This is a genomic window from Hyphomicrobium sp. NDB2Meth4 (assembly GCF_900117445.1).
Classification (GTDB): Bacteria; Pseudomonadota; Alphaproteobacteria; order Rhizobiales; family Hyphomicrobiaceae; genus Hyphomicrobium_A.
This window is the reverse complement of record NZ_FPEJ01000003.1, coordinates 539,779-560,766: the sequence shown is the minus strand read 5'-3', so window position 1 is coordinate 560,766 and position 20,988 is coordinate 539,779. Positions and strand designations below refer to the sequence as shown.

General features: G+C 63.1%; 21 protein-coding genes and 1 tRNA gene. 9 read left to right on the top strand and 13 right to left on the bottom strand.

The annotated features are described in order from the left end of the window. Nucleotides 1-140 precede the first annotated feature (140 nt). Complete coding sequence (locus tag NDB2M4_RS08810; RefSeq protein WP_072373217.1) at nucleotides 141-779, top strand: tyrosine-type recombinase/integrase; 639 nt, start codon at nucleotides 141-143, stop codon at nucleotides 777-779. 385 nt (nucleotides 780-1,164) lie between these two features. Here the strand turns inward: NDB2M4_RS08810 and NDB2M4_RS08805 are convergent, their stop codons facing one another. Beyond that, the gene (locus NDB2M4_RS08805; protein WP_072373214.1) at nucleotides 1,165-1,665 is read right to left on the bottom strand and encodes a hypothetical protein; all 501 of its coding nucleotides are present in this window, start codon (nucleotides 1,663-1,665) and stop codon (nucleotides 1,165-1,167) included. A gap of 18 nt (nucleotides 1,666-1,683) precedes the next feature. Here NDB2M4_RS08805 and NDB2M4_RS08800 point away from each other — a divergent pair, with 18 nt between their 5' ends. Continuing rightward, nucleotides 1,684-1,938: a helix-turn-helix domain-containing protein gene (locus NDB2M4_RS08800; RefSeq protein ID WP_072373211.1), complete on the top strand. Its 255-nt coding sequence runs from the start codon at nucleotides 1,684-1,686 to the stop codon at nucleotides 1,936-1,938. A gap of 273 nt (nucleotides 1,939-2,211) precedes the next feature. Next, a complete protein-coding gene (locus tag NDB2M4_RS08795) occupies nucleotides 2,212-2,463 on the top strand; it encodes a hypothetical protein (RefSeq protein ID WP_139247154.1) in 252 nt (83 codons plus the stop codon). Here NDB2M4_RS08795 and NDB2M4_RS08790 read toward each other — a convergent pair. Then, the gene (locus NDB2M4_RS08790; RefSeq protein WP_072373205.1) at nucleotides 2,415-3,725 is read right to left on the bottom strand and encodes a site-specific integrase; all 1,311 of its coding nucleotides are present in this window, start codon (nucleotides 3,723-3,725) and stop codon (nucleotides 2,415-2,417) included. The two genes, NDB2M4_RS08795 and NDB2M4_RS08790, sit on opposite strands and share 49 nt — an antisense overlap. Nucleotides 3,726-3,851: 126 nt before the next feature. Beyond that, nucleotides 3,852-3,936 (bottom strand) — tRNA-Leu (locus tag NDB2M4_RS08785). Nucleotides 3,937-4,084: 148 nt separating this feature from the next. On the opposite strand from NDB2M4_RS08785, the gene NDB2M4_RS08780 reads away from it, so the two are divergent. Then, the gene (locus tag NDB2M4_RS08780; RefSeq protein WP_072373202.1) at nucleotides 4,085-5,068 is read left to right on the top strand and encodes a complex I NDUFA9 subunit family protein; all 984 of its coding nucleotides are present in this window, start codon (nucleotides 4,085-4,087) and stop codon (nucleotides 5,066-5,068) included. Between the two features lie 238 nt (nucleotides 5,069-5,306). On the opposite strand, the gene NDB2M4_RS08775 is transcribed toward NDB2M4_RS08780, so the two are convergent. Then, nucleotides 5,307-5,576, bottom strand: coding sequence for a BQ00720 family protein (locus NDB2M4_RS08775; protein WP_072373199.1), 270 nt, complete (start codon nucleotides 5,574-5,576; stop codon nucleotides 5,307-5,309). 138 nt (nucleotides 5,577-5,714) lie between these two features. Further along, a complete protein-coding gene (locus NDB2M4_RS08770) occupies nucleotides 5,715-6,143 on the bottom strand; it encodes an Hsp20 family protein (RefSeq protein ID WP_072373196.1) in 429 nt (142 codons plus the stop codon). 310 nt (nucleotides 6,144-6,453) lie between these two features. Between NDB2M4_RS08770 and NDB2M4_RS08765 the strand changes: the two genes are divergently transcribed. Continuing rightward, nucleotides 6,454-7,854: a M16 family metallopeptidase gene (locus tag NDB2M4_RS08765; protein WP_072373193.1), complete on the top strand. Its 1,401-nt coding sequence runs from the start codon at nucleotides 6,454-6,456 to the stop codon at nucleotides 7,852-7,854. Between the two features lie 25 nt (nucleotides 7,855-7,879). Beyond that, on the top strand, nucleotides 7,880-9,256 hold the full coding sequence (locus NDB2M4_RS08760; protein ID WP_083556056.1) for a M16 family metallopeptidase: 1,377 nt from the start codon (nucleotides 7,880-7,882) through the stop codon (nucleotides 9,254-9,256). Between the two features lie 99 nt (nucleotides 9,257-9,355). Here NDB2M4_RS08760 and ppa read toward each other — a convergent pair whose 3' ends face one another. Then, on the bottom strand, nucleotides 9,356-9,892 hold the full coding sequence (ppa, locus tag NDB2M4_RS08755; RefSeq protein WP_072373190.1) for an inorganic diphosphatase: 537 nt from the start codon (nucleotides 9,890-9,892) through the stop codon (nucleotides 9,356-9,358). A 242-nt stretch (nucleotides 9,893-10,134) separates the two neighbouring features. On the opposite strand from ppa, the gene mutL reads away from it, so the two are divergent. Continuing rightward, entirely contained in the window at nucleotides 10,135-11,928 is a 1,794-nt protein-coding gene (mutL, locus tag NDB2M4_RS08750) for a DNA mismatch repair endonuclease MutL (RefSeq protein ID WP_072373187.1), read from the top strand. A gap of 13 nt (nucleotides 11,929-11,941) precedes the next feature. Here the strand turns inward: mutL and NDB2M4_RS08745 are convergent, their stop codons facing one another. Continuing rightward, nucleotides 11,942-12,478: a hypothetical protein gene (locus tag NDB2M4_RS08745; RefSeq protein WP_072373185.1), complete on the bottom strand. Its 537-nt coding sequence runs from the start codon at nucleotides 12,476-12,478 to the stop codon at nucleotides 11,942-11,944. Nucleotides 12,479-12,880: 402 nt separating this feature from the next. Between NDB2M4_RS08745 and NDB2M4_RS08740 the strand changes: the two genes are divergently transcribed. After that, nucleotides 12,881-15,100: a DEAD/DEAH box helicase gene (locus tag NDB2M4_RS08740; RefSeq protein WP_072373182.1), complete on the top strand. Its 2,220-nt coding sequence runs from the start codon at nucleotides 12,881-12,883 to the stop codon at nucleotides 15,098-15,100. Nucleotides 15,101-15,120: 20 nt separating this feature from the next. Here the strand turns inward: NDB2M4_RS08740 and NDB2M4_RS08735 are convergent, their stop codons facing one another. Beyond that, a complete protein-coding gene (locus NDB2M4_RS08735; protein ID WP_072373179.1) occupies nucleotides 15,121-15,735 on the bottom strand; it encodes a pyridoxamine 5'-phosphate oxidase family protein in 615 nt (204 codons plus the stop codon). A gap of 28 nt (nucleotides 15,736-15,763) precedes the next feature. Next, nucleotides 15,764-16,363, bottom strand: coding sequence for a glutathione S-transferase family protein (locus NDB2M4_RS08730; RefSeq protein WP_072373176.1), 600 nt, complete (start codon nucleotides 16,361-16,363; stop codon nucleotides 15,764-15,766). A gap of 116 nt (nucleotides 16,364-16,479) precedes the next feature. Here NDB2M4_RS08730 and NDB2M4_RS08725 point away from each other — a divergent pair, with 116 nt between their 5' ends. Beyond that, nucleotides 16,480-17,418 carry a LysR family transcriptional regulator gene (locus NDB2M4_RS08725; protein WP_072373173.1) on the top strand — a complete coding sequence of 313 codons (939 nt, stop codon included), beginning with the start codon at nucleotides 16,480-16,482 and terminating at the stop codon, nucleotides 17,416-17,418. On the opposite strand, the gene NDB2M4_RS08720 is transcribed toward NDB2M4_RS08725, so the two are convergent. The 4 genes from NDB2M4_RS08720 to adh form a co-directional block, all read right to left on the bottom strand. After that, nucleotides 17,405-17,992, bottom strand: coding sequence for a hypothetical protein (locus NDB2M4_RS08720; protein WP_244536098.1), 588 nt, complete (start codon nucleotides 17,990-17,992; stop codon nucleotides 17,405-17,407). The genes NDB2M4_RS08725 and NDB2M4_RS08720 overlap by 14 nt on opposite strands. A gap of 215 nt (nucleotides 17,993-18,207) precedes the next feature. Further along, a complete protein-coding gene (locus NDB2M4_RS08715) occupies nucleotides 18,208-18,618 on the bottom strand; it encodes a DUF779 domain-containing protein (RefSeq protein ID WP_072373170.1) in 411 nt (136 codons plus the stop codon). Between the two features lie 25 nt (nucleotides 18,619-18,643). Then, complete coding sequence (locus tag NDB2M4_RS08710; protein WP_072373167.1) at nucleotides 18,644-19,246, bottom strand: cysteine hydrolase family protein; 603 nt, start codon at nucleotides 19,244-19,246, stop codon at nucleotides 18,644-18,646. A 107-nt stretch (nucleotides 19,247-19,353) separates the two neighbouring features. Continuing rightward, nucleotides 19,354-20,895 carry an aldehyde dehydrogenase gene (adh, locus tag NDB2M4_RS08705; protein WP_083556054.1) on the bottom strand — a complete coding sequence of 514 codons (1,542 nt, stop codon included), beginning with the start codon at nucleotides 20,893-20,895 and terminating at the stop codon, nucleotides 19,354-19,356. Nucleotides 20,896-20,988 lie beyond the last annotated feature (93 nt).

Genomic DNA, 20,988 nt, shown 5'->3' with positions numbered 1-20,988 from the left:
GTGACACGTCCAATCCGACATAGCAGGTCATCGAGCAGCCTCCGATGTGCGAAGAGCCGAGCAATAGCGCTCTGACCGCGGCACTATGGAGGATCATGCTCCGCCGCGATTACCCGATGTCCACACAAGGAGACAAAGCAATGGAACACGATCTGGTACCTGACAAAGCGAACACCGCCCGTCGTCCGCCTTGGAACAAGGGCAAGCTCATCGGGGCGAAGCCGCCGCTGCGGCCTAGCCACGTCTGGTCCATCCGAACAAAGCTACAGATGGCGGACCGCAAGCGCGACCTCGCGCTGTTCAATCTCGCCATTGACAGCAAGCTTCGCGGCTGTGACGTCGTCGCCCTGCGCGTCGATGATGTGGCGCCGAGCGGATATGCCACGGATCGCGCGACCATTCGGCAGAAGAAAACGGGCCGGCCGGTGAGGTTCGAACTCACGGACCAAACACGCCTCGCTGTAGATGAATACCTGAGGCTGAACGGACGAAAGTCGGGTCGGTTCCTGTTTGCCGGTCGAGGCGGAGGCTCAAATGGCCTCACGACCCGACAGTACGCTCGGCTCGTTCATGAATGGGTGGCCAGCATCGGGCTCGATCCAGCCAAATTCGATACCCACTCGCTACGGCGCACGAAGGCCGTTCTAATCTATCGCCGGACCGGCAATCTGCGCGCGGTCCAACTCCTCCTTGGACATTCCAAGATCGAGAGCACCGTGCGCTACCTTGGCATCGAAGTCGACGATGCGATCGAGATTGCGGAGAAGATTGACATCTGACGGCCGCTTCACCTCCAAGAGCGGGCCTGGTCGGCGATGGCACAGGGGACGCCGACCATCGGCGGCACGATGGCAGCTATTGGGACCAATCGTTCATCGTTCACTTTGGACAAGAGGCGCGCTGAGCGTCAGACGCGCGCGTCTGCTACCGGGAGCGCTCATCACTCGCTTTGACAGCTGAGCTGTGCTGAGCGACACTGAGGTCCGGCATTGCGTAGCAAACGCGCGCTTCTGAACGGTTACCCAGTGGTGTGCGAAGGCCCCTCGCGTGCGCGAGGGATCCCGCGTCCAGTTCTAGCGCCGGTCGGGTGCTGGCCAAAAAAGAAGACTAAATCGCTTCCGATGTACGCGTTGCTGAGTACGCGGCGATGCTGAACTCTCGACGTTATCGCCGCCGGGATTTTTTCCTTCCGTCGTCTTCATCGTCACCATCATCGAGCTCAGTTGCCCGGAGCACCTGATGGTCGTAGGGCAGCCTATCCATCTTCTCGATAGCGACCTTGATGGGATGATCAGGATCGTCGAGGTAAGTGGACGTCCCAGCGTCTAGATCGAGCGTAAATTCCCTGCCGTCGTCGACGTATGCGCGCTCTCGGTTCGGCTCCTTAGCTTGAAATGCGTTTTCCCGCGAGGCGACGGCAAGATCCAGCGCATCCGCTGCCTCAACGAGCTGGGTGACAGCCTCTGCAACTTTCGGATCACGCGTCTTGAGCCTGTCCAGCGTCGCGTTTAGGCCAAGTTCCTGGATCGAATCGACAATCTCCGACACTGCCTCATGGTCCGGCGCTTTATCGACGGCCTTGGCGAGACTCGCCCGCGCTTGGCGGTAGCGTGCGTGCGCATCATTGCAGGCGGCATGAAGTTGGCTTAGGTCATTATCGGCCATTTCAAATCCGGATTCGCTATGTCTGCTACCGACAGTAATGATGGCAAGAAGCGCGGAACACAAGCGGCGGGCGCCGGCGACGAGAAGCGTAAACGACTCTGCAAAACCAGAGAAGCAGCCGACTATTTGAAACTCAGTCCGCGGACGCTGGAGGATTTGCGCTTCAAGGGTGGCGGTCCTCCCTATTACCGTTTGGGGTCAGGGCGGCGGGGACTTGTCGTGTATGACGAGGCTGACTTGAACAGCTGGCTTGAGATGCGCAAGCGTGATTAAGCGGCTGAGCCTCCTCCGTCATGATCGCTTCGATCGGCCGCGCACTCGAAAGCTATCGGTATGAGGGTGGTGGCCCCGTCTACCTCGGGCGTCGATGGCACAGAAAAATCCAGTATCGGACGATCTGAACGAGTGGCTTGAACGACCGAAAAAACAGGCTCGCGAAAATGTCAGTTACGGTGAGCTACGGCGGCGCACGTTGATCTGCGGCTGTATTCTGATCGCAAAAACAAGAGATTGCGGTCCTAAGCTGTGATGCTCATGCTTTTTGCCATGAGCAAACCGCTTGCCCGATCAGGTCACGTCAGCATCGAGGAACTCGAGGCCTATCGAGTTTTCGCTGCATACATCGTGAGCGAGTTCGGCGAGCAGTACATCGGCGTGCTCGACCGCATCGAGCAGGAGCTGGAGAAGGCACGGCGCGAAGACCCCCTGGCAAGGGCGCGCCGCGTACTGCAAGAGGCAAGCGGGCAGGCTCAGATGTGTGAGGGCAATCGCTTGAAGGCCATTTCGTCCAGCCAGTAGAGGGTGTCTTCCAAAGTTGGCTGGCCATATTTGGGGCGGTTGCCTTTGTGGCCCATCAAGTACGCGTCGACGTCGTCGAGGCAGCGCACCTTCCTCAAGCGGTCCTTGAACGAGTGACGGAGTGAATAGAGCGTCTCGCCGTTCGGCAGTAGCTTATTTTCCCGAAGGAACTTGTTGACCGTGGCCGACACGACATCCGCCTTGTCGTGATAGGTGGGAAAGCCTTCGGGCTGCGCGCGCATCGCCATCAAAGCCACGCCCACGAGCGGAATATCTCGCTCCGACTGATCCGTCTTAAGTTGGCGCCCGTCCGGTCGGATGCGGATGTGCGGGATTTTGTGGTCGAGGATGATGGTCGTCTTGTTGAGGTTGCAAGCCTCCGTGATGCGAACGCCGGTTTCCACCATGAGGTAGAGAATTCGGCGTGCTTCATGGTTGAGACCGTCGAGGCTGCCAGTTGCAAGAAGGTGGTCTTGGATGAAGGCAGGAGCGAATGCGGTGCGGGATTTGGTTTTTTGCCCGAGAAGCCTCAGACCTTGGAAAATATGGGCAAGTTCCAGCCTGTGATGGTCGCTGACGGCCTTCAGCATTGCTGAAATGCGGCCGAAGTTTCTGTTGCATGTGTAAACGTCCACCGCGCCGGTCATGGCTCTGGCCTTCCAATGGTCGCGGAAGGCCATGGCGTGCTGGCGCGTCAGCTGATGGAGCGGAAGGTCGTCGCCGATGATCTCTTTGAAGAGCGCCAGCGCGGTGTCGCGTTCCTGGCGCCATCTCTTGCGTTGGCGGGGCGACTTCTGGAGAAGTTCGGTTTCCACCACCGAAGTGTACTCATCGACAAGCTGTGAAAGCATGATGGCCGGGCGCGAGGCGCCGCCGAGCATGGCTGTCACGGTATCTGAGCGCGTATCCTGTTTCAGGATGCTTAGTCGGTGGATGAGGTCTTGTAGCGGAAGCTGGATGACTTCGTGACGCTCCTTGTAGGGCAGCCCGTGGCCAGTGGTGATCTGGACGGTTCGCGCGAACTGCTCTCGATCGTCGAGGGGTTCATTGGCCAGTGACCGCCACCGCGCATCCAGTTCATCACTCAGGCGCTGCACGGCAGCCCTGGCGGCAATGCCGCGGGGATCATCGGCTATGGCGATGGTGGTGCTGAGGAGGACGACTGAACGCTTGTCGAGGTGACGGTAGCGTTTCGGGACCTTCCTTGCGAGGTACCAATAGCCGCGCCGCTTATGGGGCGCGAGCAGCCGGGCGCGGGGCATGAAAATGTGATCCGGTTGTGCTGCAGGTTGGGTAACGGGTTAGGTCAGCAACGCAGCAAAACGCCCCGGAATCACCGTAGGATAGCAATTCACTCCATAAATACAACGTCGTGAGGGAAAGTCGGGTGGTGCCCAGAAGAGGACTCGAACCTCCACGCCTCGCGGCGCTGCTACCTGAAAGCAGTGCGTCTACCAATTCCGCCATCTGGGCACGGAGGCGATCAGTTAGAGAGCGTTGGGCCGCTTGTCAATTCTTCCTCGTGCGGCCGCGCGCATCCTTCACAGGGAAGGTACCCCTCGTGTATCGGTAGGGGCACTGCGGCCCTATGCGGGGGCCCGGTTTTCGGGAGGCATCTGGGATGGCGGATCGACTCGACGATCGGGGACTGGCAACAGTTTTCGGCGGCTCCGGGTTCGTAGGGCGGTATGCGGTCACGGCGCTGGCCAAACAGGGCTGGCGGGTGCGCGCGGCCGAGCGGCGGCCTGATCTTGCTGGATTCCTGCAAACGGCCGGTTTTGTGGGCCAGGTGGCCCCGGTGCAGGCCAACGTGCGCTTTCCAGATTCGGTGGCCCGGGCCGTTGCCGGCGCCAAGCTGGTCGTCAACGCCGTGGGCGTGCTGAGCAGCAGCGGGGCGCAGACTTTCAAGGCTGTGCACGTGGATGGGCCGCGGGCCATCGCCAGGGCGGCGCGTGAGGCCGGTGCCACGAAGCTCGTACATATCTCGGCGATTGGCGCCGATGCCCATGGCAGCTCGCGGTATGCGCGCACCAAGGCCGAGGGCGAGGCTGCGGTGCTCGAAGAATTTCCCGACGCCATCATCATTCGGCCGTCGGTGGTGTTCGGTCCGGAGGACGAATTCTTCAACCGGTTCGCGGCGATGGCGCGGATGTCGCCGCTGCTGCCGCTGATTGGGGGCGGGCGGACGCTGTTTCAGCCGGTGTTCGTCGGGGATCTGGGAGCGGCGGTCGCCAACATCGCAGATGGGGCAGGCAAGCCGGGTACAATCTATGAGGCGGGGGGCCCCGAGGTGCTGTCGTTCCGCGAATTGCTGGACCTGACGCAACAGTGGAGCGGGCGTGATCGCGGCTATCTGCGCATGCCGTTCTGGATGGCGAAGCTGCAGGCACTGCTCACGTGGCCGCTGCCGAACGCGCTGCGCCCCGTCACCTACGACCAGGTGCTGCTGCTGCAGAAGGACAACGTCGTCAGCGATGAGGCAAAGAGCGAGAAGCGTACGCTCGCCGAGATTGGGATCCCGGCGCCGCATGGGATCGGTGCCATCGTGCCGGCGTACCTCGAGCGGTTCCAGGCGCGCGGTCAGTTCGCGAGCTATCGGACTTGATTGTTTGGTGACACGAGCGGTGAGCGGCGTTGCTCGCGGCTGGTGCCGAACAAGTTGAGAGCCGCGCCATACGGCGCGGGTATTCTTGCGCTGCCGATTCACGGCCTCGCTGATAGGCGCTCGGGCGATCGGAGCGCAGGCGCCTTGCCGCCGGACGGCGGCCAAGAGTGACTGCCCCGGCAACAAAAAAGGCTCCGGTGGGTGCCGGAGCCTTGCATCAATCGATCAGCTCGTAGTGTCAGTGGACGCTGGCGATCTCAAGATCGTCGTCGATGGCGTGGCCGACTGCGGCCTGGCGCGTATCGGTCAGCGCCAGGGGCGTACCGTCGGCTGAATGCAACGAGAACAGGTTGATCCCCTTCGGCAGTCCTTCGATGGCCGGAAACATACGGCTGGCCTCTTCCGAGGTGAGGATCTTGATGTAGGCGACAGCGCCGTCGCCGAGCGTCGCCAGCTCGTGCTCGGTCATGACGCTGCGAGATGCCAAGGTCTTATCGAATTCGGTCATGACGCAACTCCCTTCTCGTTGCCGGGCCCTGCTCCTGCCGAGCCAAATCGGAGTTGGAGCTCTCGGCACCCGGGGAATGCCCCGCTGGCAGAAACGCACAGTGGAGCCAGTCCTTTCCATATGCAACGCTGAGGCACGCTAATTTCTGTCGCGTATCTCGATCGTGCGAACCAGCCGTTCAGGTTCCAGGCGCTTCAAGTCGATGGAGAGAAGCCCATCGGCCAGATCGGCGGATTTTACCTCGATTCCCTCGGCAAGGACGAATGTGCGCGAGAATTGGCGCGCCGCGATGCCGCGATGGAGGTAGTTTTTAGTCTTTTCCTCGACCTGACGCCCGCGAACGATGAGCTGGTTATCGGTCAGCGTGATCTCGAGCTGGTCCCGGGTGAAACCGGCGACTGCCAAAGTGATTCGCAGGGTCTCGGACTCGCCGTTCAGCGGCTCGATGCGCTCGATATTGTAGGGGGGGTAGCCATCGCCTGCGCCCTTGGTGACGCGATCGATCTGACGCTCGATCTCCTCAAAACCCAGGAGCAGCGGGCTGGAAAGCATAGAAATCCGTGACATCGAACGACGGTCCTTCCCTAAGCGACCTTCAATGTAACGCGGAGCCTCTTAACTCTGAGGCCTCCACCGGTCCGGCCTCAATGCGAGCGCCGGTTAACAAGAGAACATATGGGCGACAGAGGGGGAGCGTTCAAGCGGGTCGGAGGGCCACTCGGAGACCCGTTCCTGGCTCAGGAGATGAACACGATGTCATTTGACATGAGGGGGCCGAGCCCGAAGATGACGGCAGGATCACTAACTCGCCGGGGCGCGTGAAGCTTCGGTTCAGCGCCTGACCCACTCGTCCAGGATCAACACCGGGGTTTTATCGATGCTCAAGCTCGGCGCAAGCCGTCTGGCACCCTATGTAATGGCCATGCTCATGCTCGCAACCGCTCCTCACTCTGCTTCTGCCGAACCACGCGCCACCGAGTTCAAGCTTTCCAACGGCATGGAAGTGGTGGTCATTCCCGACCATCGCGCGCCGGTCGTTACGCATATGGTCTGGTACAAGGTCGGAGCAGCCGATGAGCCGCACGGCGTTTCGGGCATCGCGCACTTCCTCGAGCATCTGATGTTCAAGTCGACCGACAAGATCGCGGTCGGCGAGTTCTCGAAGATCATTTCCCGCCTCGGCGGCCAGGACAACGCCTTCACCGGGCAAGATGTGACCGCGTATCACCAGCGCATCTCCAAGGATCAGCTCAAGACGCTGATGGAGATGGAAGCCGACCGCATGACGCATCTGCGTCTCACCAACGACGAGGTTGCGACCGAGCGGCAGGTGATCATCGAGGAGCGCCGCTCGCGCATCGACAACAATCCGACCGCGCGGCTCGACGAGCAGATGAATGCCGCCCTGTACCTCTCGCATCCGTACGGCGTGCCGGTGATCGGCTGGGCCCACGAGATGGCGAAGCTGTCGCGTGACGATGCGCTGCGCTTCTACAAGCGTTATTACGCGCCCAACAATGCGATCCTGGTCGTTGCCGGCGATGTAACGCCGGAAGAGGTGAAGCGCCTGGCCGAAGAAACCTACGGCAAGCTTCCCGCCAATCCGGAAGTCGAGACGCGTTCGCGTCCACAAGAACCGCCGCATGTCGCGCCGCGCCGCATCACGCTGAAAGATCCGCGCGCGGGCAATGCTTCGTTCCATCGCTACTACATCACGCCAAGCTACGTTACGGCAAAGCCGGGCGATGCGGAGGCGCTGGACCTGCTGATGAAGATCCTTGCCGATGGCTCGACGAGCCGCCTCTATCGTAAGCTCGTCGTGGAGGACAAGCTCGCGGCGACGACCGGCGGCGACTATTCCGGCGCCAGCCTCGATAGCGGTGCGATCTCGCTTTATGCGGTTGCCAGCAACGGCGACCTGAAGGCGGTCGAGGACGATGTCGATGCGGTGCTGAACGAGGTGCGCAAGAATGGCGTCACCGAGCTCGAACTCGAGCGCGCAAAGAAGGCGCTCACCGCCAGCTACATCTACAGCAGCGACAACCAGGCGAGCCTGGCACGGCGTTATGGCTGGTCGGTCGCTATCGGACGCACCATCGATCAGGTCGAGGATTGGCCGGCCGCCATCGTGAAGGTGACGCCGGAGGATGTGAAACGCGTGGCGAACGAGTATCTCGACGCGCACAGCTCCGTGACCGGCTGGCTGCTGCCTGAGGCTGATGACAGCAACGGTGCCGGCGAGCAGGTTTCCCAGCCTGTCGTGCACACGCGCTCCTGATCCCGCAATGCGAGGAGACTATGATATGGTCGCAGCCCGTTCCCTGCGCACGTCGATGCATGCCGTTCTCGGACGGTTGAGCGTCGCTTCTCTGGCGGTTCTCTCCGTCGCCTTTCTCGCCACTTTGAGCACGACTGCAAACGCTATGAAGATTCAGACCGTGAAGAGCCCGGGCGGTATCGAAGCCTGGCTGGTGGAAGAGCACGCAGTACCGATGATGGCGATGCGCTTCGCCTTCGATGGCGGCAGCTCCCAGGATCCCGCGGGCAAAGAGGGCGTTGCTAACTTCGTGACGGCGATGCTGGACGAGGGCGCAGGCGATCTCAAATCGCAGGATTTTCAGGAGCGTATGGAGGATCTCTCCATGCGCATGAACTACGAAGAGGCGAAGGACGCGTTCTACGGTAACTTCGAGACACTGACCGAAAATCGCGACGAGTCCGCCAAGCTTCTGAAGCTGGCGCTGACCAAGCCGCGCTTCGACGACGATGCGGTTGAGCGTATCCGTCAGCAGCTGCTGGCTTCGCTCGCCTATGCCAAGCGCGATCCCGACAAGGTGGCCCAGAACGAGTGGTACGCCGTCGCGTTCGCCGGACATCCCTATGCACGGCCGTCGAACGGCACCGAGGAGACCGTCGCCAAGATGACGGGCGCGGACCTCGAAGCCTATCGCAAGCGGGTGTTCGCGAAGGACAAGCTGAAGGTGGTTGCTGTCGGCGACATCACGCCCGAGCAGTTCGGCAAATTGCTGGATGAAGTGTTCGGCGATCTCCCGGCGAAGGCGGACCTGCTGCCGGTGGCGAAGACGGATCCGGTGCATGGCGGTCGGCAGACGGTGGTCGATATGGATGTGCCGCAGTCCGTCGCGGTGTTCGGCCTCGGCGCCATGCCGCGCAAGGATCCGGACTTCATGGCGGCGTTCGTGCTCAACCAGATCATCGGTGGCGGCGGATTTGCGTCGAAGCTGATGGAGGAAGTGCGCGAGAAGCGCGGGCTCGCCTACTCGGTCTACACCTACGTCTATCCCTATCAGCACACCTCGATCTTTTCGGGCGGCGTTGCCACGCGCAACGACATGATGGGGCAGTCGCTCGATATCATCCGCGAGGAATTGCAGAAGATGGCGAACGGCGAGCTCAGCCAGACTGATCTCGACAACGCCAAGAGCTATCTGATCGGCTCGTATCCGCTGCGTTTCGACACCAACGCGAAGATCGCCTCGCAGCTTCTCGGGCTGCAGATGGACGGCTTCGGGCCGGAGTACGTCGATAATCGCAATGCGATGGTCGCGGCAGTGACGCTCGATGATCTGAAGCGCGTTGCCAAGCGGCTGCTGGACACCAATGACCTGATCGTCACCGTGGTCGGTAAGCCTGCCCTGCAGCAGGCGAAGAAGGGCTAGCGCCGGGTTTGCCCTGGTCTGAACCGGGATGAGAAACTCGATTGTGGCCGCTCGCGCAGTGCGCTGGCGGCCACACTTGTTTATGGGCGCGATACCGGTTCAGCGGATCGGCTTCTTGGCGCGCTCGATCGCTTCGACAATGAGGCGGCGGGCCTCGCCTGAATCGCCCCAGTGATCGATCTTCACCCACTTGCTCGGCTCGAGATCCTTGTAGTGGCCGAAGAAGTGCTCGATCTGCTGAACGCTGATCTGCGGGAGGTCGGTGTAGTTGGCGACCTTGTCGTAGCGCATCGTCAGTTTGCTGCTGGGCACGGCAATGATCTTCTCGTCGCCGCCGCCCTCATCCTGCATCACGAGGACGCCAACAGGGCGGCAGTTGATGACTGCACCGGGGACGATTGCGCGCGTGTTGCAGACGAGGACATCGATCGGGTCGCCATCGCTCGACAGCGTGTGCGGCACGAACCCGTAGTTCCCGGGGTAGCGCATCGGCGTGTAGAGGAAGCGGTCGACAAACAGCGTGCCCGAGGCCTTATCGAGCTCGTATTTGATGGGCTCTCCACCTACGGGCACCTCGATCACAACGTTGATGTCGAGGGGCGGATTCTTTCCGATCGGAATAGCGTCGAGCCGCATGTGGTCTCCAGGTTGGTGCAGGACTTTCCCCGCTCGGGGGCATTTGGCGCGGAGAATTGGACAAATTTCGCGTGTTTGGAAAGCTGCACGCCGGTCGCATGCAGCTAATTGATGAATGCCGGGTGCCTAGCTCTTGGCCTTTGGTCGCACAGGGGATTGGGAAAAACGGGGATGAGTGGCCCCTAAGGGCCGCCCGCCGCCGAATCGCGGGGTAGGTTGGCCCCAACAGGAGGCACCCTAGCATGGCGATCCGCCAGCTATCCCCAGAAACGATCAATCGCATCGCGGCCGGCGAGGTCGTCGAGCGGCCGGCTAGTGTCGTCAAGGAACTGGTCGAGAACGCGCTCGACGCAGGGGCCAGCGAAATCGATGTCGTGGCGGCGTCCGGCGGGCTGGCGCTGATCCGCGTTACCGACGACGGTGGCGGCATGCCGGCTGACGACTTGAACCTCGCGGTGGAGCGGCACGCCACCTCGAAGCTCTCCGACGAGGACTTGTTCTCGGTGCGCACGCTCGGCTTTCGCGGCGAGGCGCTGCCTTCCATCGGGTCGATTGCGCGACTGACGATCCTATCGCGCGCGCGCGGCGCGGCTGATGCGTTCGCCATCGGGGTGGATCGCGGCGCGAAAAGCGCGGTGCGGCCGGCGGCGGGGAATGCCGGGACGACCGTCGAAGTGCGCGATCTTTTTTCCAGTGTGCCGGCGCGGCTCAAATTCATGAAGTCGGAGCGTGCCGAGAACCAAGCGATGGGCGAGGTCGTGAAGCGACTCGCCATGGCACATCCGACGGTCGGCTTCACGCTGACGACGGGCGAACGTACAGGGCTCAGGTTTCCGCGCGAGGCGGCGGGAGATGACGGCTTGCTGCAACGGCTCGGGCGCATCATGGGGCGCGAGTTCATGGCAGACGCCGTTCCGGTGGAAGCCGAGCGCGACGGGCTTTCGGTGCGCGGCTTCGCAGGATTGCCGACGCTGCATCGCCCGGATGCGGCGCAACAGTTCCTGTTCGTCAACGGCCGACCGGTGAAAGACAAGCTGCTGGTCGGCGCAGTGCGCGCGGCCTACGGCGATCTCATTCCGCGCGGGCGCCATCCTCTGTTGGCGTTGTTCGTCGCGCTGCCGCCGGAGGAAGTCGACGTCAACGTGCATCCGGCGAAGGTGGAAGTGCGGTTTCGCGATGCGGGGCGGGTGCGCTCGCTGTTGATCAACGCGCTGGCTGCATCGCTGCACATTGCGGGGCATCGCGCGGCGGCGGCGAACGGTGTTGCGGCACTTGACGAGCTGCGCCCCAACATCGTGCCGTTCGAGCGGCCGCGGCCTACCTATTACGCGGCTCCGCGTCCGTCGGGCATGCCATTCGGGCTCGCCGAAGCGATGCAGGCGCCGCTTGATGTCGCTGATGCGCCGAGTGCGGACACGCGGGCGTTTACCGCGCCGATGGTCGAGGAGCTGCAGGACCGGCCGCTGGGCGCGGCGCGGGCGCAGCTGCACGAGAATTACATTGTCACGCAGACACGCGATGGCATCGTCATCGTCGATCAGCACGCGGCGCATGAGCGGCTCGTCTACGAACGGCTGAAGAAAATGCTGAGCGAGGGCGGCGTGGCGCGGCAAGGACTGCTGGTGCCGGTGGTCGTCGACCTCGGTGCCGACGAGGCGGCGGCGGTCGCCGAGACGGCGGACGAGCTTGCCGAGCTTGGCCTCGTCGTCGAGGCGTTCGGTGCGGGTGCGGTGATCGTGCGCGAGGTGCCGGTGCTGCTGGGCAAAGGTGACGTGACGACGCTGGTGAAGGATATCGCGGCAGATATCCAGCGCGAGGGGACGAGCAGTGCACTGCGGGAGCGGCTGATGTCGGTGGTGGCGACGATCGCCTGTCACGGCAGCGTGCGCTCGGGGCGACGGCTGACGCCGGACGAGATGAATGCGCTGCTGCGCGACATGGAAGCCACGCCCTACTCGGGTCAATGCAACCACGGGCGCCCGACCTACGTGGAGCTGAAGCTCAACGACATCGAGAAGCTGTTTGGCCGGCGATGATGTGGCGGTTTCGTCACCTGGGGGCGGCTGCGAGATTGGTCTGGCGGCATTCGCCACCAAGGTTGCGATAGTGGTTGCTGCGGATGCCCGCTTCCACCGGCCAGATGCCGGCCGTGCCGAGCTTCAGTCCATAGAGCACGATGCGCTCGCCGCCGTCCGGCGACGTGATCATAGGCTTGCCGTCGTCATCTAGGCTATAGCTCCAGGCAGGGCGATCATCGCCCGCGAAGTTCGTGCGTGTGCCGTTTTCGGCGACGATAGCGCGCTCATAGAAGCGGGGCGCTTCGTTCTCAGAAACAGTGACGTCGAAGTAGTAGGAGACCACGGCGTGCGTGCGCATCATGTCGTGGAAGGCGCAGTCGAGCGACGGCGCAAGGGTATGCTCCTCCGGCATTTCTGCCTCGTGGACTTCCTCGATCAGCGGCGGTGTGGCGGCCGGGCTGACAATATGCATCGCGCCCAGGCCTGCCAGCCCCACGACCGCGATGCCGACTAGGATGAGCAGAATGGATCGGCCGGATGGGGATCTGCCAGAAGGGCGCGCATTCATCGAGCGGCTCCGGTTATTGATTATCGCAGCGCATAAAATGCTGATCGCCGCATCGGATCAACGCCCGAGAGTGGCAATCTTTCTACCGTTGTTTGGGAGATCGAGCCTTGTTTGGTGGCCCGGTTGTGCCCGGCTCGGCCGGCCTCTAGCGAGGGGGCTGCGCCTCTCATTATGCGTGGCGATGCAACTCTTTATGGATTTCCGCGGCAAATCATTGTTATAGCCTCTCAGGCCTATACTGCGTCGCTGCCCGTGCGCCGGGACAAAGTGCTGCTGGTGCGATCGACAAGAACCGGCTAGTAGGCGTGCGAATCACGAAATTCTTGGCAGCCTGCTGCGGCAGCTCCGCTTCCTGGAGCCGCAGGCCGTTCCCGCTCCTCCTTTCGAAAAGCAATTCCAATCATGACCTTCACGTCCGCTCACCCCGCCCTCGGCCGCGCCCTTGCTGCGCGCGGATACGCTGTGCCCACGGCCGTGCAGCTCGCTGTGCTCGAGGAGGACAAGGCTGGGCGCGACCTGCTGGTGTCCGCGCAAACCGGTTCGGGCAAGACGGTGGCGTTCGGCCTCGCCATTGCGCCAACGCTGCTGGGTGATGCAGAGCGGTTGCCTCCGGCTGCCGAGCCGATGGCGCTGATCATCGCGCCGACGCGCGAACTTGCGATGCAGGTGCAGCGCGAGCTCGACTGGCTATACAAGGATACCGGCGCGCGGGTTGTTACCTGCGTCGGCGGGATGGACGTCCGGGCTGAGGCGCGGCAGCTCAATCTGGGTGCCCATATCGTGGTGGGGACGCCGGGGCGCCTGCGCGATCACCTCGAACGTCAGCGCCTTGATCTCAGCAAGCTCGTGGCTGTGGTGCTGGACGAAGCGGACGAGATGCTGGATCTCGGCTTTCGTGAAGACTTGGAGTTCATCCTCGACGCGACCCCGGAAGGGCGGCAAACGCTGCTGTTCTCGGCGACCATGCCGCGCGAGATCGAAACGCTTGCGGGCCGGTATCAGCGCGATGCTGCGCGCATCGAGACGCTGCGGCGGAACGAGCAGCACGCCGATATCGAGTATCGCGCGATCCGTGTGGCGCCGAGAGACGTGGAGCATGCCGTCGTCAACGTGATGCGGCTGCACGAAACGCGGGCGACGCTGGTGTTCTGCGCGACGCGCGAAGCCGTGAAGCGGATGCACATGCGGCTTGTCGAGCGCGGCTTCTCGGCCGTGGCGCTGTCTGGCGAGCTGACGCAGAGCGAGCGCACGCATGCGCTGCAGGCGCTGCGCGATGGCCGTGCGAAGGTACTGGTGGCGACCGACGTGGCAGCGCGCGGGCTCGATCTGCCGGAGCTGGCGCTGGTCATTCATGCGGATTTGCCGAACGACGCCGAGACGCTGCTGCACCGCTCGGGGCGCACGGGGCGCGCGGGCAACAAGGGTATCTGCACGCTGATCGTGCCGTTCAATCGCCGGCGCAAGGCGGATGCATTGCTGGGCGCAGCGAAGCTGAAGGTGACGTGGGAGGAGGCGCCGACGGCGGAGCAGATCCATGCGCGCGATCAGGAAAGGTTTCTTTCCAGTCCGCTGTTCACCGATGCGGCAAGCGATGAAGACGTGAAGCTTGTCGATGCGCTCAAAGCCGGGCGCAGCGCGGACGAGATTGCGCTGGCGCTGGTGCGCATGCATCGGGCTCAGTTGCCCGAGCCGGAGGACATCGCAGAGGATACGGGGCCGCCACCGCGGCGTGATGATCGGCAGCGCGCGCCGCGTGAAAGTTTCCGGGAGCGGGGCGAGCGCCGGTTCGGCGACAGGGAACGCGGTGACAGCGCACGTGGCGATGATGAGCGCCGCACGCGCGCGGTAAAGGATCATGGGCGGGACATGGTATGGTTCCGCGTCGACATAGGGCGCGAGCGCAATGCCGATCCGCGCTGGCTTTTGCCGCTGCTGTGCCGTGCCGGCGATGTGACGAAGTCCGAGATCGGCGCGATTCGCATCTTTGACCGCGATACACGGTTCCAGATCGCTGCAGAGTTTGCCGACAAGTTCGCCGACGCTGCGAGCGACATGAAGCCCAACGAAGGGCGCATCACGCGCCTCGGTGCGTCGATGGGCGATGATGCAGGTGCTGCGGGGCGTGCTGATGCTGGGCCGCGTGAACGCACATTCCGCGAACGTGCGCCGCGCGAGCGTGGGCCGCGCGCATTCGAAAAGCGGAATGGACCGTCTGGGGATCGAGAGCATCGCGGGCCGCGTGCACCTAAAGAGGGAACTGCGGAGCACAAACCGAGATGGGCCAAGAACGGCGAGCGCTCTTTCGAGCGTTCCGAGCGCTCCGGTGAGCGACCTGCCGAGCGGTCGTCGAAGGATCGGCCGCCGCCGCGCGAGCGCTCAGGTGAGCGGTTCGGCGCAAAGGCCGAGGGACACAGCAAGCCGAAGTGGCAGGACAACAAGAAAAAGAAGCCCGGCGGCTTCATTCATCCCAAGGGCGATGAGCCGAGGCGTCATCGCAAGGGGCCGCGGCCGCAGGGCGACAACCATGGTCACGGGGCTGGACGTGGACACGCGGCCGCGGGCGCGCACAAGCCGGCAAAGCCAGCGTTCAAGAAGAAGCATCGCGAGGGCCCGAAGGCGTGAAGCGCAGCCTCGCCTGAGAGCTATTGATGGCTCTCAGTGCATCGCTTCAGCTCACCTTCAAGTTCGGCGATGCGATCGCGAAGCTGCTGCAACGCGGCCTCCGCGGCCTCGATTGGGACGAGCTGCGGGATATGCTGCGGGCAGTTACGATCCCACGCCTCGATCGTGAACAGAATGACCCTTTCGGCCTTGGCATTTCCGCTTGGCGGGCGCATTTGCGCGAGCAAGTCCGCATCGCCTTCGATGATGCGCGCGGTACCCCAGAGCTTCACTCTCCGGCGGTGTGCGTAGTCCATGATGAAGATGAAGGCGCGCGGGTTTTCTGCCAGATTGCCGGCCGTGATGTACTGCCGGTTGCCGGCGAGATCAGCAAAGCCGAGCGTGCGGTCATCGACGATCTTCAAGAATCCCGATGGGCCGCCCCGGTGCTGGATATAGGGCTGACCGGCCGCGCTCGCCGTGCCCAGATAGAATGAGCGCGTGGTCGACACAATCGCGGCGAGGTCGGGCGTGATCGTGGTTGGCCAGCCGCGCGAGCGCTCCATGGCCTCGTACTGATGGCGGGAGCCGCGGCGTGACTGCTCGGCTTTTACGGCAGGCGTGAATGCGATGTCGGATGCAGGGTGGCGGTTCATCTCGCACCTCGTCGGATGTGCGCTGAGATCAAATTGCCGGCATGCCGATGAAGCCCGGCAATGCCTTGATGCGGTCGACCCAGGCCTTGATCGCTGGGAAGTTATCGAGGGGGACGCCACCCTCGTGGCCGAGGGCCACGTAGGGCATGCAGGCGATATCGGCGATGGTCGGTCTGCCGAGGACGAGCCACGACTGACCCGTCAAATGTGTTTCCATGAGAGCGAGGATGCGTTGGGCCTTGTCGCGGGCCGCCGCGACGTCGAGCGCGTAACCGAATTTGTCGTGCAGGCGCGCGTCACCCGGGCCGCGAGCAATCTCGTTCTCAGCGGTCAACAGCCATTCGCAGACGCGCGATAACCCCACGGCATCCGTCGGCAGCCAATTTTCGCCGCCCCACTTGCGCGCCATGTAGACGAGGATGGCCTGACTATCGCGCAGCACCACGTCGCCGTCCTGCAGGATGGGGATTTCGCCTCGCGGGTTGAGGTCGCTCAAAGGCGGTCGCTTGTGCTCTCCGGCGAGGAAGTCGACCGGGATGATCTGCAGCGGAACGCCCAGAAGGCTGGCGAACAGGCGCACCTTGTAGCAATTGCCCGAGAGCTCGAGGTCGTAAAGCTTTGCCGCCATGGTTTTGGTGTCCTTTGCCGGGAATTGATGCCGGAGACAGACAGACTCCCGCATCGCGGCATCTTCTGCTAGTCAGAAAGATCAGCAAACATGCTTCCGTTTTTCGGAAGGATAAGATGGACCGACTTCGCGCCATGGCCGCCTTCGTAGCGGTAACGGAAGCAGGAAGCTTGTCGGCTGCGGCACGCGCGCTGGGGGAGCCGCTTACGAACATCAGCCGGATGCTGGCTCAACTCGAGGCCCACCTCGGGTGCGCGCTGCTGCATCGGTCGTCGCGGCATATGGTGGTCACACCTGCGGGCAGCGAGTACTTGGAGACTTGCCGGAGTGTTCTGGAAAGCGTCGCAGCGGCGGAGCGGCGCATTGCCGGACAGGTGGACGAGCTTTCGGGCGACCTGGCGATTACGGCCCCGGTTCTATTCGGCCGAATGTTTGTGGTGCCGCTGCTCGCACGCTTCTTGGCTGACTATCCGCGTATCGACGCGCGGCTTCTGCTCGTCGATCGCGTCGTAGAAATTGCAGAAGAGGGCATCGACATAGCGGTGCGCATCGGCGAATTGCCGGACTCGGCACTTCTGGCGACGCGAGTTGGCTCGTTGCGTCTGGTAGCCTGCGCGGCGCCAGCGTATTTGGAACGAAGCGGTACGCCAGCAATGCCTTCCGAACTGACGCGGCACGACTGCGTGACGTTTGCCAATCTGCCCGGCGGGACTCGCTGGATCTTCCGAAGCCGTCGGAACGGCCGCAAAGCCGTGCGCGTGCGCTCGCGGCTGTCCGTCAACACGGCGGATGCAGCCGTCGCAGCGGCCATCGCCGGAGTGGGGATCACGCGTGTTCTCTCCTACCAGGCCGAGGAGGCGCTGAAGGCAGGCAAGCTTGTGCCCGTGCTGGAGCGTTTCGAGGACACAGCTGTCCCGGTGCATCTCGTGTACGGGGCAGCCCGCTCAAGCAATGCACGGGTGCGCGCCTTCGTGAAGTTCGCCGCCGGAGAGTTGCGGCTGTTGCCCGAGACTTCGTCGGGCAAACAAGCGAGAAGGAAACTCAGCCCTTCTTGAGGATCAGCGTCAGCCCGCGCAGCGAGCTGTTGAAGAACTGGATCTCGACGATCTGGCGATCGTTCATCACGATCACGTCCATGTTGGCAGTGAGGTCGCCGCCCTTTACGGAAATGCGGAAGCCGCGCTGGGTGACTTCGCCTTTGAGGTCGCCGCCGAGATTGTAGACCAGCTCGTTCCAGGTGCCGGTGAGCCGCCCCTGGTTGGCGATGACGTTGCTCTTGACCTCAACCTTGCCGCCCGATGAGGCGCAGCGGATGTTCTGGCGCAGCTCCTTGCCGGCGCCTTCGACGAAGTAGGTGGCGCGGCACTTCACGCTTTCGACCTTGCCTTCGCTCATGCCAATCCGTCCCTCGCCAACCCAGCGGCCGGCGAGTTCCTTGAATGGGGCATCCTTTTGCACGGGCGCGGGGCGCGGTTCTTCCGTGGCGCTGCCGCTCTGTTCGGGTGCCGACTCTTCGCCCGACTCGATGATCGCGTCCGCATCACCGGCCCGCGCGGGATCGTCGTCCTGGGCGAGGGCTGGGGGGCAGCAAAGCAGGATGGCGGCAAGGGCAAAATAGGCAAGCTTCATGTTCGACCGTGCGGTTGCTTCGTCCGGCGCGCATTTCCCACAGCACCCCGGGTGAGGTCGAATGTCGTTGCGATTGCTGACAATTCCTAGTGCGGCGGGGACACACGCTTACCCACTTAGCACGCTAGCTGCGACAAATCTTGACTTTGGTCACCCAGAAATAAAACGCGCCGGCGGTCAGGCTACTGACGGCCAGCGCGCGCAGGGCGGGTGCTTCAGGCGACGCGGGCGTCGGCAGCCATGGCCTGCGGTCCGCGTGGGGGCGGACCAATGCGATCCAACTCGTCGAACTCGTCCTCGGTGAAGACGCGGGAGCGGGTAAGGAAGCGCAGCCCTTCGGGGGATTCGATCGAGAAGCCGGAGCCCCGGCCAGGAACAGCGTCGATGATCAGCTGGGTGTGCTGCCAATATTCGAACTGGGGGCCCGAGATGTAGAGTGGACAGCCCGCGATGGCGCCAAGGTAGACGTCGCGTTCGCCGATCTTGAACTCGCCGCGCGGGTAGCACATCGGTGCGCTGCCATCGCAGCAGCCGCCGGACTGGTGGAACAACAGCGGCCCATGCTGGGCGATGAGCTTTTCGATCAGCGCCGTGGCTTCGGGGGTGACTTTCACTCGCTCGACCATTGCGTTTCTCCGGGCTGTTGCCGCCTTATGTGGGGATCGCGCCTTGTGATGGTACCACGACCGCAAATATATCGGCCAATGCTGCGAGGGCGCCGGTGTGCACGGCCTCAGCCGAGAGGGTGCCGCCGAGCGGGTTGGGAAGCGCGCGGGTGGCCGTGGCACCGGCGACGACGGTCGGGCGGTAGCCGTGGTTGAACGCGGCTCTCGCGGTCGAGTTCACGCAGATGTGCGTCATGAAGCCGGCGAGCACGAGATCGGCGACGCCCAGCTTCTTCAGTTCGGCGTCGAGGTTCGTCTGCTCGAAGGAGCTCGGATATGCCTTGACGATGACGGTCTCACCGGCCTTCGGAGCAACGATGTCGGCAATGGCTCCGATTTCGGCGCGCACGTCGTAGGGGGTGCCCGGGCCGGCGTCGTGCTGGATGTGGATAACCGGCGTGCGGTTGTCGCGGGCGCGCTGCAACAGGGCGGCGCACTCCTTCAGTGCAGGCTCGACGCCTTCGAGCTGCATGATGCCTTCGCGATAGGTGTTCTGGCAGTCAATGAGGACAAGGGCCGACTTCGACAGCGGCGCCGGCGCATCTGGCAGGGCGAGCAGGGCGCGCAAAGTGGGGCGGGCTTCGGTCATTTCTCGTTTCTCCCGGTTTATTGTTGTTGCCGATAGCAAAGCAGCGCGGCAGTTGAATGCCGCGCTGCAAGCTTCAGTGCGTTATGGCGCCTGATAGTGCGTGTAGATCAGAAGAAGCCGAGCGCTTTCGCGCTGTAGCTCTGCAGGACGTTCTTCGTCTGCTGATAGTGGTCGAGCATCATCTTGTGCGTCTCGCGGCCGATGCCCGACTGCTTGTAGCCACCGAAAGCGGCGTGTGCCGGGTAGAGGTGGTAGCAGTTGGTCCAAACGCGGCCGGCCTTGATGCCGCGACCCATGCGGTAGCAGGTGTTGGCATCGCGCGACCACACGCCAGAGCCGAGGCCATAGAGCGTGTCGTTGGCGATGGCGAGCGCCTCAGCTTCGGTCTTGAACTTCGTGACCGACAGTACCGGTCCGAAGATCTCTTCCTGGAAGATGCGCATCTTGTTGTGGCCTTCGAACACGGTCGGCTCGACGTAGAAGCCGTTTTCGAGTCCGGAGTGCTGAGCGCGCTTGCCGCCGGTGAGCAGCTTGGCGCCTTCGCCCTGGCCGATGTTGATGTAGGCAAGGATCTTCTCGAGCTGGTCGGAAGAAGCCTGGGCGCCAACCATCGTGTTCGGGTCGAGCGGGCTGCCGAGCACGATCTTCTTCACGCGCTCGACGGCGCGTTCGATGAAGGCGTCGTAGATGCTCTCCTGCACGAGTGCGCGCGAGGGGCAGGTGCAGACTTCGCCCTGGTTGAGGGCGAACATGGTGAAGCCTTCGAGAGCCTTGTCGAAGAAGTCGTCGTCCTCGTTGAAGACGTCGGCGAAGAAGATGTTCGGCGACTTGCCGCCGAGTTCCAGCGTCACCGGGATGAGGTTCTCGGAGGCGTACTGCATGATGAGGCGGCCGGTGGTCGTCTCACCCGTGAAGGCGATCTTGGCGATGCGCGGGTTCTGGGCCAGAGGCTTGCCGGCCTCGACGCCGAAGCCATTGACGATGTTGAGCACGCCGGGCGGAAGCAGGTCGCCGACCAGCTCGATCAGGGCCATCACGGAGAACGGCGTCTGCTCGGCAGGCTTGAGGACGACGCAGTTGCCGGCCGCGAGGGCGGGCGCCAGCTTCCAGACCGCCATGAGGATCGGGAAGTTCCAGGGGATGATCTGGCCGACGACGCCGAGCGGTTCGTGGTAGTGGTAGGCAATCGTCGTTTCGTCGATTTCGGAGAGCGCGCCTTCCTGGGCACGGATGCAGCCAGCGAAGTAGCGGAAGTGGTCGACGGCGAGCGGAAGGTCGGCTGCCATGGTCTCGCGGATCGGCTTGCCGTTGTCGATGGTCTCGACAGTGGCGAGCGCCGCCAGGTTGGCTTCCATGCGGTCGGCGATGCGGTTGAGGACTGCGGCGCGCTCGGCGGGAGCGGTCTTGCCCCACTTCTCGGCGGCGGCATGGGCGGCGTCGAGCGCCTTCTCGATGTCCTCAGCGGTGGAGCGGGCGATCTCGTTGATGATTTCCCCAGAGATCGGGGTACGGTTCTCGAAGTACTGGCCCTTGGTCGGGGGCACCCACTGACCGCCGATGTAGTTATCGTAGCGGTTGCGAATCTTGATGGTCTGTCCGACACGTGCCAGAGCGGCGGACGGAGTTTCTGGCTTCACGATCAGCTGCATGAGTGTAGTCCTCCCAGGGGGGATGAATGACCCTATTTTTTGTGGCCTGGACGTTACTCCATGTATCGCGGCGACCAAATACGTAGGCGTATT